Here is a 15,586-nt window from a genome sequence, read left to right as displayed (position 1 = left end):
GTCCAGTATGGCCTTCCACCTGCACGTCGGCGATGGAAACCCATGGGTCAGGATCGGTTTTCGGCCCGTCGGATGATCTCGGTGGTCATGGCGTCGTATCTTTTCCGGTGGAGGGGCAAGGTCGCGTACCAATAGGTCCGGCCGGCAACGCCCCGTGGATAGAACACGGTGCGCAGATCGAGGTGGGTTCCCTCGTGGGTGCCGGACACCTCGATCTCGAGCCAGGCGGTGCCCGGCGCACGGTTCGACCGCAGCCGCAACACCTTTCCATCGGTGGACGAGTCCACCTGCCAGTGCTTGCGGTCCCGAACGGCTTCGATCACCTTCCACACCGTTTCCGGATCGGCCGTCGTGTCGCCGGAATGGTGCGTGGTGTAAGCCTGTTCGCCTGCCCATCCGGGGTCGGTGGGGATGGGATCGGCCGGCGGATGATCGGGAGATGCGTTTTGCCAAGTGCTTTCGACTTCACCGCGGTCGATCCGGGCCAACGCCAGTTCGACAGATGTCCGGTACGACGTCAATCCCGCAGTGGGAGGGGGTATCACGGTGGTGATGTCGTGTTCGGAAACCACAGCATTGTGTTCGAGTGATTCGATCAGCGGCCGGGCCAGCCCACCCGGAATCGGGGTCACGGTGCCCACCCATCGACTCGCGAGAGTTGGGGTGAGTAGCGGCAATACGAGGATGCGCCGCTTGGAGAGGCCGGCCACCTCGGCATACACCTGCATCATGTCGCCGTATTCGAGGACGTCGGGACCGCCGATGTCCCAGGTTCGCGACGCGGGCACCGGGGCGGTTGCGGCCTCGATCAGGAAGTGGAGGACGTCGTTCACCGCGATCGGCTGAATCTTGTTGTGGACCCACCGGGGCGTGGTCATGGCCGGTAGGCGTTCGGTCAGGTGCCGGATCATCTCGAACGACGCCGACCCCGAACCGATCACCACGCCGGCCTGCAACACGATCGTCTCGATGCCGGAGTCCATCAGGATCTCACCGACCTCGGTGCGTGAACTGAGGTGTTCAGAGAGTTCGACACCGGTGGGATGCAGTCCGCTCAGGTAGACGATGCGTTTGACCCCGGCGACCTCGGCCGCGGAGACCACGTTGCGGGCGGCGCGCTGCTCTTCGGCCCGGAAGTCCTTGGTCCCGCCCATGGAATGGACCAGGTGATAGACCACGTCGATATCCCGGAACGCCTCGGCCAGGGATTCCGGATCCGACAGGTCGCCCTTGATCACGGTGGCGTGTTCGGCCCACGGGGCGCCTGTCAGCTTGTCGGGCGTTCGCGCCAGCACTCGGACGTCGTGCCCACGTTGGATGAGTCGCGGTGCCAGACGGCCACCGATGTATCCGGTGGCGCCGGTGACCAGGATCTTGCGGGCCTGCGTCGATTGCGGCTGCATACGCCCCAGTGTGCCCGAAGCGACCGGGTACCCCCGCTGACCTGGCCTCCGGTCAGCGCATGGTCACCAGGGGCCGCGTGCCGTCGGTGTCATCGTCGATGTCGGCGTGGGCGTGATCGTTCACCGACATGACATTGATACCCGAGCGACCGACGAGGAGTTTGGTGACCGATGCGTTCACCATCGTCCGGGAGACCGCGGGCCAGTTCTCCGGGCTGATGCCCCAGAGGTCGGCGATCACCGCGCCGATGGTTCCCGCGGAGGACGCCGCGATCGCCACCTGTCCGGGCCCGGCGTGTCCGGCGATCTCGGCCAGCGCTTGTCGAACACCGTTGCGGTATTCGGTATACGAACCGTCGGCCGCATTCGCCCACTCGATCAACGCGTCGTCGAGATTGCGCTGGAACCCGCGCTGCGCCGACGTCGCGTCCGGTGCGTTGCCGGGAGGCGGTACGTGGGTTTGGGCCAGACGCTCGAGGTTGTACTCGTTCCAGCCGGGGTTCACCACCGGCTCCGGCGCCATGCCGCTCGGGAACTGCGCGACGATTTCCTCGATCGTCTCGAGTTGGCGTGCAAGGTTTCCCGAGACGGTGAAGTCCACTTTGCCGGCGCGGGCGGCGAGCGCCTTACCGACGTTGCGGGCCTGCCTGCGCCCGAGCTCCGTCAAACTGCCGTAGCCGTTTTCGTCGACGCCGGCCTGACCATGCCGGACCAGATAGATGACACCCATCGCCCCATCTTGCCGGTACCGGTCGACGATCGAGATGTTGGCCCACTTGAAGATCCGCGAGCCATCTGTAGGCGCAAATTTCCTATTTCAAGTATCGACGCTGCGGCGGTTGTGCTTCGGCGAGACGGCAATCTGTGATTCGCCCCGGGGGTGTGCTTCGTCACTAGGATGTGCTGAACCAGACAAACCGGATTGGACAGAACGCTGATCAACGAAGTGATGGAACCCAGCAAACAGGTGGTGCGTCGCGGCCGGACCACCCTCGCCGATGTACAGCAGATGCTGCGGGACGGATCGTGTTCCGTCCTGTCACTGGACATTTTCGACACGGTGTTGTGGCGACGGGTTCCGCGTCCGACCGACCTGTTCGCACTGCTGGGCGAGCGTCTCGCCAGGGAGGGCGCCTTGCCGTCCTGGGTCGACGCAGCCACCTTCCGCAGGATGCGGATCGTGGCCGAGTCGGATTCGCGGGAGCGGCGAGGAGCACTCGGTCCGGAGGTGTCGATCTACGACATCTGGCGTGAGATGCCCACCGCGATCATGACGGCCGGTGACATCGATTTCTACGTCGAGGCAGAGATCGATGAGGAATACCGGACCCTGGTGCCGGACCTCGACATCGCCGAGGTCATCAACACCGCCCACGCGCACTCGATCCCGATCGTCATGGTGTCCGACACCTACTTCCTGCAGGAGCACCTCGACCGGTTCCTGGACCGGCCCGGACTCGAACCTCTCAAGTCCGCGAGGTTCTTCCGCTCTCATGAGCACGGTGTCGACAAGGCCGAAGGTCTGTGGAAGATCGTGGTCAAGGCGTTGGGGGTATTGCCCGGCCAGATCGTGCACATCGGCGACAACAAGCGTCCCGATGTGACAGTGCCCGGCAAGTTGGGTGTCCGGACCGTGCACTTCACCCGCATCGGGGAGCGCTACGAGCCGATCCTGCGCCGCGAGCGCAGTCCCCTCGGACCGTTCGGTGCCAGTGCACCCCGCCTGGATCTGAGGCAGGGCGACTTCGGCATCACGAGTCTGCGAGCCAAGCTGATCGAGGATGCGCAGCTCGATGCCGTCGCGCCCGATGTGGCCTGTGCGTGGCGCTACGGTGCGTCGGTGCTCGGACCGGTACTCACCGGTTTTGCCGAATGGGCTGCACGCCGGGCTCACGAAGAGGGCACCTCGGTGCTCTGGTGTCCGATGCGCGAAGGCGAGATGCTTTCGACGCTGATCAACAATGCCGCCCGCCTGCATGGCTTCGATGTCACGGCGAAGCCGGTATGGCTGTCCCGACATCTGACATCGGTTGCCGCACTGGGATTCGTCGATCAGGACAGCATCCACAAGTTCATGCGGCGCCGCCACGGTATGACCATCGGCGGACTGTTGGGGATCCTCCAGCTGCGGCCCGGTGATGTGCCGGCGTTGTCGGCCCGACTCGGCACGGTGCTCGACAACGGGGTCATCGCCGACGACGTGGCCACCGCACTGACCGAGTCTCCGGCGATACGCAACCGGATCGCCACCACCGCAACAGCCACCCGCGAACGGCTGCTGGCGCACCTGCGATCGGTCGGTGCTCTCGACTCGGGCGACATCACGCTGGTGGACCTGGGGTGGGGTGCCACCATCCAGAGCCAGCTGGCAACGGCCTTGGAGTTGGCCGGAATCCCGATCACACCTGCGGGTCTGTATCTCGCGACCGATACCCGCAGTACCGCGGTCGCGCTGCGTGGTCTGCGCCTCGAGGGTTATCTCGGCTCGTCCGGTGAGCCCGTCGACATCGTCGGTCCGCTCGTCCGGAGTCCGGAGGTTCTGGAACAGGGCGTGAGCAGTCTCTGCGGATCGCTGCTCGACTTCACCCCCGACGGTGAACCGATCCTCGGACCGATCGCGGGTTCGGCAACCCAGATACATGCGCGTGCAGCCCTCCACGAAGCCGTCCACGCTTTTCAGGGCGAGTGGATTCGTTACGCTTCGGCGTCGACGGAGTGGCCGGCGTTCAACGGTGGTGAGGTGCCACTGCTGGGCAATATCCTCGCCTCGTCGATCATCTCGCCCACCGCTGACGAGGCCGCGGTCTTCGGGGCCTGGGAGCACGAGGACAACTTCGGCTCGGACCTGGTGAGTCACGTTGTGCCGGTGGACCTCCTGCCCGCGGTCGGATACATGTCGCCCGGTGATGTCACCGATCTGCTGATGCGAGATTCCTTCTGGCCGCAGGTGCTGGCGGCAAGCGATCCCAAGCTGGCCGCAGCCGTGGAGGCCGTGAACTCCGGTGCGGTACCCCCGGAGGTTTTCGAGCCGGACGAACCCGGTAGCAAGACGTTCCTGCGTTTTCGTACGGGCGACGGCAAGTGGCATGACGGACCGAAGGTTCCGCTGCGGATCAACCGGAACGGATTGTCGTTCGCGCGCCTGAACTTCGAGGCGTTCGACGCGACCGACATCGCGCTCGCGATCCCCGGACGGCCGGCGCTGGTGCGGGTCGATTGGATCGAGGCCACCGTCACCGCCGGCGGACATAGGTTGGCGGAACCGTTGCGCTGGGAACACCCAGGGGACTTCTCCGGCCTCGTGTACGCGGAATCAACATGGCTGGGCGGCAATCTGATCGAGTTCCATGCCCCGCATTCGGCGGTGTGGATACCGCTGGCCGCCCGGGCCGGGGCCCCGATCAGCACGGCTCAGGTAACCATCGCGTTTGCTGTTCTGCCGCAGTCGTTGTCGGGTCTACAGCATCGACCGCCACCCGGGCCGCGCCTCACCAGATTGACCGCTCGCGCCAAGGGCGAATATCGGACGGGTGGGCCGCTGGCACTGGCCGCCGGTGTGGCCCGCATCGTCGCTCGCGCCGGGAGTCCGCCACCTCCGCCGAAAGATGAGGACGACGACCGTGACAACACCTGAGTTCGGGGATCGAAGCGATCCACACGCGCAGGCGCGGACTGCGCGTCAAGCGCCCCTGCTCCTGCATTCGCTGACCCTGTTCTCAGAGGTGATCGGTCGTATCTTTGCGGCGTCGCCCCCGGCGATCGTGGTGGAGGTCGGGGTCGAATCCGGCGGGGCGAGTTCGATCTATCTCGATCGCGGTGCCGGCGACGTGTACTGCATCGAATCGAGTCCGACCGAGGAGATGCGAAAAGCTCTCGCGGACAATCCCAATCTTCATCTGGTTGAGGGGTTTTCGCCGGACATTCTCGGGGATCTCCCGCTCGGCGATGTCTACATCCTCGATGGCGATCACAACTACGCCACTGTCCGTGCTGAACTCGACTGGATCCTGGCCAAGGCTCCCGACGCGATCGTCATACTCCACGACGTGTTGTGGCCTTGTGGCCGACGAGATCAGTACTACAACGCGGATGCTGTCAACGCAGACGGTGTTCACGAGAACGGTGATGACGGGCCCACGGTGTGGCACGACGAGGTCACTCCGGCGGGGTTTGTCGGTTTGGGGCACTTCACCGCCGCGATCGAGGCCGGAGGTGAGCGCAACGGCGTATTGACTGCTGTCGAAGACGCACTCGCTGCGCAGCCGTCGGGCACTCACGAGTTTGCCTTGGTGCCGGCCATCTTCGGCCTCGGAATCATCTATCCGACCGGAGATCCGGAACGGTCCGATCGGCTTCGCGCGGCACTCGAACCGTACAGAAACTCGCCGTTGCTGGCGGCCATGGAGAACAATCGGATCGCGTTGTACACCCGCGTTCTCGCGATGCAGTACGAGATGGCCGACGCCGCCGACAAACGTGACGAACTCGTGCACCGGCTCGAACTGCAACGGGCGCAGCAACGCGACGAGGTCGCCGAACTCGAGCGCCGCCATCATGAAGAGCTGGCCGCACTACGGGCCAATCCACCCATCTCGATCCGCAACGTGACCCGACGTGCCGCGCGCAAAGCTGTCCGCGGGATACGTGCGGTTGGTCGAGACAGATCTTCACACTAGCGGTCGCTGCCCCGGCAGTTTCCGTATCGGGACCAGGCCCCGGCCGGCCCGGAGGAACCCTCGATCATCTTGCGGGTTTCATCCGACCGACCGGGGTTCTGGCGACCTGCCTTTCACTGTGAAGTTGTCAAAGATCCTGCAGTGCACGGGGCAGCCGTGTTGCGGATGGAAAAACTGCGGGTTGATCAGGCTGCGGTGAGCTCGGTAGTCAGGGTGCGGCGGGCGTTGGATCGGATCGGGGTCCTGGTGAGGTCGTCCGGCGCGATGAACCACGGATGACCATCGCGATTGATAAAGACCTCCCAGCCACGGTGGTGGATGTAGCGGTGGTGTCGCCGACACAGCAGAACCATGTTGATCATGCTGGTCCCACCACCATGGCTCCAGAAGTCAATGTGGTGGGCGTCAGTCCGTCCGGGCGGGCAATCACACCCAGGGAACGCACAGCCCCGGTCGCGGGCGATCAAGGCCTTTCGGATTGCCGGCGTCACTGTCCGTTGATCGCGGCCGACATCGAGCGGCACCGAATTGTTGTCGAGCAGGATCTTCGTGATCACCGAATCACATGCCACCATTTGGGCGGTCGATGCTGATGCCGGTCCGGTCCATTCGAAGGCCGGTGCCAACGTGGGCGCCTTGGCACCTGGGATGCCGCGTAGTTGCAACTCCTGCAGGTGTTCTGGGGTCACGGTCACCACCACATGGGGCTTTGCGCCGCCACGCGACGGTCGGTCTTCCTGATCGAGATACGAATCGAGAAGTCGCTCAAGAGCATCGGCGCGGATCTGGGCATTCGATCGGCGATCCGGTGATCCGTCGGGTTCGGGTACCGGTGTCGACAACGGATCGAGCGCGACCCGTAGTTTCTCGCCCAGCAGGTTGTCCAGATCCAAGGTGCCGTGGCTGCGTCCATCGTCACCGTTCCCCAGCGTGAACTCGTTGAGCTCATGGTTCTCGGCGTCCGGGATCGGCTTGTCCGGTGGCGACAACACGATCGCGATATGCCGCGCCCGTTCCGACACCGCGGCCGGACTGGCCATCAACGCTTCGGTCAGCAAGCCTCGGACACAATCGTCTCGTTCAGTGTCGGGTAAGTCTGGATTTCGTCGTTCAATGTGGTTGATACCCTTCACTATCGAGTCCACATGCTCGCCCGACAGCGTTCCGTCCACACCGTAGGCCGCCACTGAGGGAATGTCGCCGAGCGCCTTGCCCACCCGCACATATCGATGGGCCGCCGCCGGCGCCATCCCCTCCTGCTGGAGCAGCCTGGCGGTGGATCGCACACCCGATTTCTGCGCCAACCCACGCTTGTCGACTTCGCCGACCAGCCGGAAAAGTATCTGTTCCACAACGTGATTGAGTCGAATAACCGCCACCGTGTGTGATGAAACCTGCGCATCATCCCCGGCGACCAAAGTTGCATCCCCTGCCAGATCTGACAACCTGGCGAACATTCCCCCGAAGTCCATGAGTCGAGTTTACGCCGCCGGCGCTGTTCGCACAAGCTTTCGAATAGTTCTATTTCGCTGTAGCGCAGAATGTTTCGGGACACTCGCGGTTGGGGAGGGCAGTGTAATAAAGGGGTCTGACATTGCTACTGTGTGCGGAAGATCGGCGGGATGATCGACACGGGCCCGGACCGCTTGGTCTTTCGATACGGTGAGATGCATGGGTACAACACGTGACTTTCGGTTCGGCGTGAACCTACTGGGTCGTGGTGGTGCGGCTGAGTTCTTGGCCCAGGTTCGTGAGGCCGAGCGGGGTGGCGTCGATGTCATCTTGTTGCCGGATCATCTTGAGCTCGGGGCCCCGTTTCCCATGTTGGCCGCCGCAGCGGCAGTCGCGCCCACTGTCCGGATCGGCACGTTCGTTCTCAATGCCGGTTTCTATCGTCCGGCCCTGCTGGCCCGAGAGGTCGCCAGTATCGATCAGCTCAGCGGGGGACGTTTCGAAGTCGGTATCGGCGCCGGCTATGTGGAGAGCGAGTTCGACGCTGCCGGTCTACCTTTCGGGACACCCGGTGAGCGGGTGCAGCATCTACGCGATACGGTGCTGGCACTCAAAGACCTTCTCGGGCGTGACGACCACGAGCCGCCATCGGTGCAGAAGCCCCCGCCGATCATGATCGCCGGAACCGGGGACAAGATCCTCACGTTCGCGGCGAGGCACGCCGATATCGTCGCCCTCGCCGTGGTCGCCGACGACGAGGTGCTCGCCGAGCGTGTCGGCTTCATCCGATCCGCGGCCGGTGACCGGTTCGATCAACTCGAGATCAATCTGATCATTCTTGATCTCGCCATCGATCGTGAACCCGACCTCGACGTCCTGCGGAGTCATCGACCGACGGATACCGATACCGAACTCCTGGCGTTGCCAAACGGGTTGCGCGGCAGCCATGCCGAGGTCGTTGCCCGGATCAGGGAACTACGGGACCGCTTCGGAATCAGCTACCTGACGCCGATAGACCCGCCCGCCGCCGATCTGCAGGCGTACGGGCGGGTCATCTCAGAACTGCGGGGAGGGCAGCCTAGCGCTCCAACCAGTGTGTCGCAGTGAGTGGTTCGGCGTCGGCCACGGCATCGTGACTGCAACCGAAGCCGACAGTCCAGCGACCGTCGGAGAGCTCAACCGGACCCAGTGTCATCGGCGCGGGCAGCTCTGCGAGGAACTCGCCCAGGGCCGCCGGGGACAGGGTCCAGAGTTCGCCGCGGATGGATTTGCCGTGGTCGCTGTCGCGGACCAGTCCGGGCTTGGCCGGTTGGGTGTCGAGCGCGACCAGACGGTATTCCGGCGCGGTCGCGGCTTCACCCGACCATCGGGCACCGCGGCTGGTCAACTGACTGTCCAAGGGCTGTCCCCGCAGATGGGCCCCGACAACGAACACCTCGGTGACATCGGCACCCGCTCGCTCCGGCCACGACGGACCGGTGGCAGGCAGGCTGCTGCCGATGCGCCCGGCGATGTCGAGTGCAACGGCGTCGTCATGGGCACGTCCGATCACGGTGATGCCGAACTGCGCTGTGCTGCCATCTGATTCGATGACCTCCCCGGCCGGGACGGCCACCGCGCACAGGTTGAAGAGGTTGCAGAAATTGGTGTACGTGCCCATCGTCGCGTTGACCCCGACCGGATCGGCGGCCACCTGCGCCAGGGTCGGATGCATCGGGGCCGTCGGCACCAGCAGGGCCGCGGCGTCGCCGAGGGCCTCGAGTGCGCGGAAACGCAACTCCTCGACGCGTCGACGATCGGCCAGCAGCTCGGTGGCCCGGAAGCGGTCGGCACCACCGATGATCCCGGCCACCGTCGGGTCGAGACCAGCCGAATCGTCGGCGGCCGTGATGAACTCGCCGACCGCGTCGTACCGTTCTGCCACCAGAGCGCCCTCGTACAGGAGCTTGGCGGCGGCGAGGAAGTCGTCGATGTTGATGCGCTTGACCACGATGCCCGCCGACTGAGCCTGTTCAACGGCTGCTGCGAAGGCGGCCTGCCAGCGTTCGTCCAAGGCGGGCAGCGTCTCCGGGACCGCAACCACCGGGTGCTCGGCCGCTGCGAAATTGGTATCGGCGGGCCATGTTCCGACGTCGGACATCACGCCCATCGCGCGGTTGGCGAGGTCGAGGTCGGCGGCCAGGATCGTGACGCAGTCATAGCTCGCGCACGCCGGTACGACACCGGTGGTGCTGACCACGCCCAGCGTCGGCTTGATGCCGACGATGCCCTGTAAACCGGCCGGCACCCGACCGGATCCGGCGGTGTCGGTGCCGATCGCGATGTCGGCGAAACCCAGGGCGACGGCGACGGACGATCCGGAACTGGATCCACCGGAGATCCGGTCGTCGCGACGGGAATCACGCACCGCGCCATAGGGACTACGGGTTCCGACGAGCCCGGTCGCGAACTGGTCGAGATTGGTCTTGCCGATGACCACCGCGCCCGCGGCCCGGAGCGCGGCGACCGAGACAGCGTCGACCTCTGGCAGGTATTCGTAGCCGGGGCAGGCGGCCGTGGTCGGGAGCCCGGCCACGTCCACGTTGTCCTTCACTGCCAGGACCACACCGGCAAGCGGACCGCCGGCGGCCAAAGATGCGGCGTGTTCGCGGGTTACGTCGGCCTGCTCACGCAGTGTGATGAAGACTTCCGGGCGATCGGCCGCGGCGATCGCGGCGTAGATCTCGGCGATGCGGCTCATGCCACCCTTCCTGTTTTGATGGCGAACTCGCCACCTTCGGACCAGCGTCGACGTTCTTCGGTTCGGGCGATCTCCATCGCCGTTCGCTCGGTGAGGATGTCGGCGGCGTTCTCGTCGAGGTACTGCTGGTGTTCGGCGAGCGAGAACGTCCCGTGCTCGATCTTCACCTCACCACGACCGGCAGCGGTGTCGGCGCGCAGGTCGAGCAGTTCGTCCGCACTCACCGGGTACCACCTGATCTTGTCGAAGAAGCGCAGCAACCACGGGTGCTCGGGGTCGAATCCGGCCGCTTCCAGTGGATGCCGATGATTCCACACCTGGGTGGTGCGCCCGACGAACTGGTAGCCGCCGGGACCTTCCATGCCGTAGATGCACATGTAGGCGCCACCGATCCCGACCGCGTTCTCCGGTGTCCACGTGCGGGCCGGGTTGTACTTGGTGGTGACCAGCCGATGGCGGGGATCCAGGGGGACCGCAACCGGTGCACCGAGGTACACGTCGCCAAGGCCGAGCACGAGGTACGAGGCGTCGAAGACGATGCGGTGGACATCGTCGACCGAGTCGAGTCCGTTCATCCGCCGGATGAACTCGATGTTCCAGGGGCACCACGGGGCATCGGAGCGGACCCCGAGCATGTATCGCTCGATGGCCTCCCGCGTTGCCGGATCGTCCCAGGACAGCGGTAGGTGGACGGTCCGGCTCGGGACCACCAGTTCCGACGCGGCCGGCAACTGGGCCTCGCACTCGATCAGCCAGTCCAGCAGAACCGATTGCCGCAGTTTGGTCGGGTCGACCTTGACCTGCAACGACCGGATGCCGGGGGTGAGGTCGATGAGTCCGGCCGGACGATCCGCTTCGATCCGCTGGGCGAGTGCGTGGACGCGGGCCCGCAGCGCCAGGTCGAGCGTCATGTCGCCGTATTCGACCAGGATGTTGTCGTCACCGCTGCGCCGGTAGGTGACCACGGTGCTGCCGTCGGCGGTCATCGTGGACCCCAGGACACCGTTGTCGAGGTCGCCGCCGGACGACAAGACCACACTGATGTCGGAGCGACGGGCCGAACCGAGGTCGGCGGGGCTGGCCGTCTGCGCTGAACGGACGGGGACGAAGCGCACGGTGTTGCCGGGTTTGAGCTGTCCCATCTTCCAGCGATCGGCGGTGGTGATCGTGACCGGGCAGACGAAGCCGCCCAGACTCGGACCGTCGGGCCCGAGCAGGATGGGGGTGTCGCCGGTGAAATCCAGCGCACCGACCGAGTAGGCGTTGTCGTGAATGTTCGACGGGTGCAGACCGGCCTCGCCGCCGTCGGTGCGGGCCCAGCGCGGCTGGGGTCCGACGAGCCGGACGCCGGTCCGGTCGGAGTTGAAGTGGACTTCGTAGGGCGTGTTGTAGAGGTCGTCGATGTCTTCTACGGTGAAGAACTCGGGTGCGCTGTGCGGTCCGACGGTCACCGCGAGGTGCCAGTTCTCGGTGAGCGCGGGCTTCTCCTCGTTCAGGATGCGCCGGGGCGCAGTGACCAGGTCGGCACCGGCACAGGTGAGGGTGTCGCCCTCGGTGAGCGGACGGCCGTCCTTGCCGCCGAACTTGCCGAGCGTGAACGTGGAACGGCTACCCAGGTACTCCTCGGCCTCGACACCACCGGCGACGGCCACGTAGACCCTCATCCCGACCGGTCCGGCCGCGCCGATGTCGAGGATCTCCCCGGCCTTCACCGTGACCGGGGCCCACTGCGGCACCGGAATCGAACCGACGGTGACAACGGCCGGCGCACCGGTGACCGCGACGACGGTGTCCTCGGCGAACGTCAACCGCGGCCCCATCAGGGTGCATTCGAGTCCGGCTGCGCCCTCGGGGTTTCCGACCGCCACGTTCGCCAGGCGGAACGACAGGTCGTCCATCGGCCCCGACGGTGGGACACCGACCTGCCAGTGCCGGATACGTCCGGGCCAATCCTGGATGGTGGTCTGCGGACCCGCCCGCAGGACCGAGATCGTCGACATTGCTTCAGGCGCCTTTCGAAACTGCTGCCGGCCGGGTCACGATGACGCGGACGGCGGTGGGGTCGAATCCGTTGCAGGGGTTGTTGATCTGCGGGCAGTTGGAGATCAGGACCAGGGTGTCGACCTCGGCGCGCAGTGCCAGTCGCAGTCCCGGTGCCGACAACCCGTCGACGATGCCCAGCGAACCGTCGGCATCGACGGGCACATTCATGAAGAAGTTGACGTTGCCGACCAGATCGGCCTTGCCCAAACCGTGTGGTGCGCCACCGATCAGAAAGTTTTCGACGCAGGCGTGCTGGTGTTTGGTGTGGTGTCCGTATCGCAGCGTGTTCGATTCCTGTGAACAGGCGCCACCAACGGTGTCGTGGTTGCCGACCTCGTCGGCCACGATGGTCATCAGCGGGGCGCCCTCGTGATCGCGGATGACACTGCCGGTGGTCAGGAAGATGTTGCCCTGTGCCGCGATCGTCGCCTGAGCGGAGTAGCGGACCGCATGATCGTGGGCGCCGAAGAACAGGGTGTCGACGGCCTGATTGCCGTGGAGATCGACGATGGTCAGCACATCACCGGCCGCGACCACACCCGACCAGGGTGCGCGGTCTCCGATCACGTGATCGGAGATCACCTCGCCGGGGATCAGGGCCAATTCGTCGGCCGATGCCGTGGCGGCGGATGTTGTTGCGGTGGTGGACATCAGACGGTCCTTTCGAAATGGGCGGCGTTCCAGGCGTCTTCGGAGTTGAGGACCGCGCGCTGGTATTCGGGGTCGGTGTCGCCGAGCCCGGTCACCGCGGCGTCGAGGTCGGCAGGTGCCTTCCAGGCCAGCACCTCCACGGGGCCGACGTCGAATGTCGGTGAGGGATCGAGCGGGTGGGCGGTGTTGACGATCGCCACGGTGCACGGAAGGTGCAGTAGCAGGTCGACGTACTTGTCTTGTCCGGCAGATCCTTTGGAGGTGAGCGATCCATCGGCCTCGACCACCACGCTGTGGAAGAAGGAGATGGACGGCACGACGTCGGTGGGTGTGAGCCCCTGCTTGGCCGCGGCCAGCGTGAACAACTCACGTCCCGCCGGCGAGTGTGAATGGACCTCACCGGCACCATACTTCTCGGTGTTGGTGGACAGGGTGGTGGTGCCGCACAGGGCATCGTGATGGCCCGAGGTGTCCTCGACGATGGTCGCCAGCGCCCGACCCTGATCGCTGAGGAGCGGGTGACCGGTGCCGAGGTACGCCTGCCATGGCACCTTCACCGTGTCGGCGACATTGAGCCGCTCCCACGGGGCATCGGAACGCCACAACAGCAGATGCGCACATCCGGTGCCGGTCACGTCGCGGAGTCGGAGGCGGGTGCCCCGGGCCAGGACCTTGACGGTGTAACGGCCGCCCGGGATGGTCTCGGCCCATGTCATGTCCTGTGGTGCGGTCTCTTCCGGAATCGCGGGCCATGCCGAGGCGGGGACGACCGGCATGGAGTCGGTGATCGTCTGGGCCTGAGCGCGGGCGTGTTCGCGGGCGCCCGCCGTGGTTCCGGTGGTGGCTCCGGTTGCAGTCATGATGAATATCCTTGTGCGATAGGTGGGTTGAACGGTCTGCTACTCGGAAGCTGCAGCTGACGGCGCCGGGACCGGCATCGGGTGCTTCTTGCCGTGCGGGAAGCAGGCGATACCGACGATGATCGCGACCACGATGCAGATCGGGCCTGCCCACTTGAGGATCGGCATCTCACCGGCCGGATCGAAGATCTCTTCGCGGGGCCAGGCGAGGTTGATCACCATCAGGAATCCGTAGACGACGGCCAAGATGTTGACCGGGATCCCGAAGCGTCCCAACGTGAACAGCTTCTTTCCCTCGGCGTCAGTAGGGGCGGCTCCGCCGCGATCCACCCGCACGTCTTCGCCGGGCCAGCCCTTGATGCGGCGCCAGAGCATCGGACCGGTGACGGACAGGTAGGCGAGGTAGATCAAGATGATGCAGACGCTGGCCAGGGTCGCGAAGATGGCGGAGTTGCCGACGTTGACCACGAGCACACCGATGCACAGGACACCGATCAGGATCGACGGTGCGATCGGGGTTCCGGTCTTCGGGTTGACATGAGAGAGGATCCTGGAGGCCGGCAGCCGGTCATCACGGGCCATCGAGAACATCAACCGCGAGCAGGCGGTCTGAATTGCCAAGGTGCAGATGAAGATCGCGATCACCACGTCACAGAGCAGGACCTTGCCCCAGAAGGATCCGAGGACCGAGTCGAGGACATAGGGGAGACCGCCGACGGCGAGTTCCTCACCCAGGCTGGGTGCGGCCATCAGTGCGCCGAGCAGCATCAGTCCGCCGCCGATCGCCGAAACCGTCAGTGCCAGACGGATCGTGCGCGGAGCGACCCGACGCGGATTCTTTGTCTCTTCGGCGAGTTCGCCTGCGGAACCGAAGCCGACCATCACGTAGGCGGCCATCAGGCCGGAGACGATGAACGCCCAGATGTAGCCGGGCTGTTCACCGGGGAGGCCGGTGTCGAAGACGACGTCGGGTCCACGCTCGGCGTGCGTGAACAGCGCCAGGATCACCGCGATCACACCGACGATCTCGCAGGTGACGCCGATGTTGTTGATCCGGCTCATCCAGTTGACGCCGATGCAGTTGATGAAGGTCGTGACGACGAGCAGGATCGAGCCGAGCAGGACCGCATTGGACGCTCCGCTGGTGCTGGTCAGGGCGGAGTCGTCGCCGATGAGCTGGAAGCCTTCCCAGATGGAGGGCATGACCACCTGCAACGCGATGGCCGCAGCCGATGCGGTGACGATCTGCGCGAGCATCATGAACCAGCCGCCGAACCACCCGATGACCTCACCGCCCATGCGCCGTGCCCACTGGTAGATGGCACCCGAGATCGGATACCTGGCGGCGATTTCGGCAAAACAGAGCGCCACGAGGAACTGGCCCGCGTAGACGATGGGCCAGGTCCAGAAAAACGCCGGACCGCCGAAAGAGAAGCCGAGGCCGAACAGCTGGAAAATCGTGGTCAGGATCGATACGAACGAGAATCCTGCAGCGAAGGATGCGAAGGTCCCCAATGACCGGTGCAACTGTTGTGTGTAACCGAAGGCAGAGAGATCGTCGGAATCGCCGATCTTCGAGGCACTCCCGGCGCTCGGCGCCGAGGGTGGTTGCGCTGTTGCGGTCATGGCGGGTCTTCCTGGTCGTGGGCGCTGCGGCCCGATTAACCTGTCGAGTGATAGATAATCGTGAAGCGATTTCTATCGAGTGACAGGTTTGTTACCAGGGTGCTACCACGTGAAACGATTAGGTTTCGCAAACCA

At 65.0% G+C, this 15,586-nt stretch carries 11 protein-coding genes; 3 read left to right on the top strand and 8 right to left on the bottom strand.

Going from position 1 to position 15,586, the window contains the following annotated elements; all coding sequences use genetic code 11:
* Positions 1-47: 47 nt before the first annotated feature.
* Entirely contained in the window at positions 48-1,403 is a 1,356-nt protein-coding gene (locus tag AC51GR_RS25205) for a DUF2867 domain-containing protein (RefSeq protein WP_496327396.1), read from the bottom strand.
* A gap of 52 nt (positions 1,404-1,455) precedes the next feature.
* Positions 1,456-2,133 (bottom strand): histidine phosphatase family protein, encoded by a 678-nt coding sequence (locus AC51GR_RS25200; RefSeq protein ID WP_496327395.1) that lies wholly within the window; start codon positions 2,131-2,133, stop codon positions 1,456-1,458.
* A 192-nt stretch (positions 2,134-2,325) separates the two neighbouring features.
* On the opposite strand from AC51GR_RS25200, the gene AC51GR_RS25195 reads away from it, so the two are divergent.
* Together AC51GR_RS25195 and AC51GR_RS25190 are read left to right on the top strand one after the other, a co-directional pair.
* A complete protein-coding gene (locus AC51GR_RS25195; RefSeq protein WP_496327394.1) occupies positions 2,326-5,037 on the top strand; it encodes an HAD family hydrolase in 2,712 nt (903 codons plus the stop codon).
* Positions 5,024-6,079 (top strand): class I SAM-dependent methyltransferase, encoded by a 1,056-nt coding sequence (locus tag AC51GR_RS25190; RefSeq protein ID WP_496327393.1) that lies wholly within the window; start codon positions 5,024-5,026, stop codon positions 6,077-6,079. The genes AC51GR_RS25195 and AC51GR_RS25190 overlap by 14 nt, the downstream gene beginning before the upstream one ends.
* 185 nt (positions 6,080-6,264) lie before the next feature.
* On the opposite strand, the gene AC51GR_RS25185 is transcribed toward AC51GR_RS25190, so the two are convergent.
* The gene (locus AC51GR_RS25185) at positions 6,265-7,551 is read right to left on the bottom strand and encodes an HNH endonuclease signature motif containing protein (protein WP_496327392.1); all 1,287 of its coding nucleotides are present in this window, start codon (positions 7,549-7,551) and stop codon (positions 6,265-6,267) included.
* A gap of 199 nt (positions 7,552-7,750) precedes the next feature.
* Between AC51GR_RS25185 and AC51GR_RS25180 the strand changes: the two genes are divergently transcribed.
* On the top strand, positions 7,751-8,638 hold the full coding sequence (locus AC51GR_RS25180; RefSeq protein ID WP_496327391.1) for a TIGR03621 family F420-dependent LLM class oxidoreductase: 888 nt from the start codon (positions 7,751-7,753) through the stop codon (positions 8,636-8,638).
* Here AC51GR_RS25180 and atzF read toward each other — a convergent pair.
* Genes atzF through AC51GR_RS25155 form a run of 5 tightly spaced genes read right to left on the bottom strand, consistent with a single transcriptional unit; the run spans position 8,610 to position 15,451 of the window.
* Positions 8,610-10,271 (bottom strand): allophanate hydrolase, encoded by a 1,662-nt coding sequence (gene atzF / locus AC51GR_RS25175; protein WP_496327390.1) that lies wholly within the window; start codon positions 10,269-10,271, stop codon positions 8,610-8,612. The two genes, AC51GR_RS25180 and atzF, sit on opposite strands and share 29 nt — an antisense overlap.
* Positions 10,268-12,271 (bottom strand): 5-oxoprolinase/urea amidolyase family protein, encoded by a 2,004-nt coding sequence (locus tag AC51GR_RS25170; protein WP_496327389.1) that lies wholly within the window; start codon positions 12,269-12,271, stop codon positions 10,268-10,270. Before AC51GR_RS25170 ends, atzF begins: the two co-directional genes overlap by 4 nt.
* Positions 12,272-12,275: 4 nt before the next feature.
* Positions 12,276-12,965, bottom strand: a complete 690-nt coding sequence (locus AC51GR_RS25165) for an urea amidolyase associated protein UAAP2 (protein WP_496327388.1) — start codon at positions 12,963-12,965, stop codon at positions 12,276-12,278.
* Positions 12,965-13,825 carry an urea amidolyase associated protein UAAP1 gene (locus AC51GR_RS25160; RefSeq protein WP_496327387.1) on the bottom strand — a complete coding sequence of 287 codons (861 nt, stop codon included), beginning with the start codon at positions 13,823-13,825 and terminating at the stop codon, positions 12,965-12,967. The genes AC51GR_RS25165 and AC51GR_RS25160 overlap by 1 nt, the downstream gene beginning before the upstream one ends.
* Positions 13,826-13,864: 39 nt before the next feature.
* Complete coding sequence (locus AC51GR_RS25155) at positions 13,865-15,451, bottom strand: amino acid permease (RefSeq protein WP_496327386.1); 1,587 nt, start codon at positions 15,449-15,451, stop codon at positions 13,865-13,867.
* Positions 15,452-15,586 lie beyond the last annotated feature (135 nt).

This window comes from Williamsia sp. z71 (genome assembly GCF_059553375.1).
The sequence above is the reverse complement of the archived record's forward strand: the minus strand, read 5'-3'. Positions and strand labels throughout refer to the sequence as shown.

Coding starts and splice junctions, on each gene's coding strand:
- AC51GR_RS25205 (WP_496327396.1), bottom strand. CDS start 1,403: ATGCAGCCGCAATCGACGCAGGCCCGCAAGATCCTGGTCACCGGCGCC.
- AC51GR_RS25200 (WP_496327395.1), bottom strand. CDS start 2,133: ATGGGTGTCATCTATCTGGTCCGGCATGGTCAGGCCGGCGTCGACGAA.
- AC51GR_RS25185 (WP_496327392.1), bottom strand. CDS start 7,551: ATGGACTTCGGGGGAATGTTCGCCAGGTTGTCAGATCTGGCAGGGGAT.
- AC51GR_RS25180 (WP_496327391.1), top strand. CDS start 7,751: ATGGGTACAACACGTGACTTTCGGTTCGGCGTGAACCTACTGGGTCGT.
- atzF (WP_496327390.1), bottom strand. CDS start 10,271: ATGAGCCGCATCGCCGAGATCTACGCCGCGATCGCCGCGGCCGATCGC.
- AC51GR_RS25170 (WP_496327389.1), bottom strand. CDS start 12,271: ATGTCGACGATCTCGGTCCTGCGGGCGGGTCCGCAGACCACCATCCAG.
- AC51GR_RS25165 (WP_496327388.1), bottom strand. CDS start 12,965: ATGTCCACCACCGCAACAACATCCGCCGCCACGGCATCGGCCGACGAA.
- AC51GR_RS25160 (WP_496327387.1), bottom strand. CDS start 13,825: ATGACTGCAACCGGAGCCACCACCGGAACCACGGCGGGCGCCCGCGAA.
- AC51GR_RS25155 (WP_496327386.1), bottom strand. CDS start 15,451: ATGACCGCAACAGCGCAACCACCCTCGGCGCCGAGCGCCGGGAGTGCC.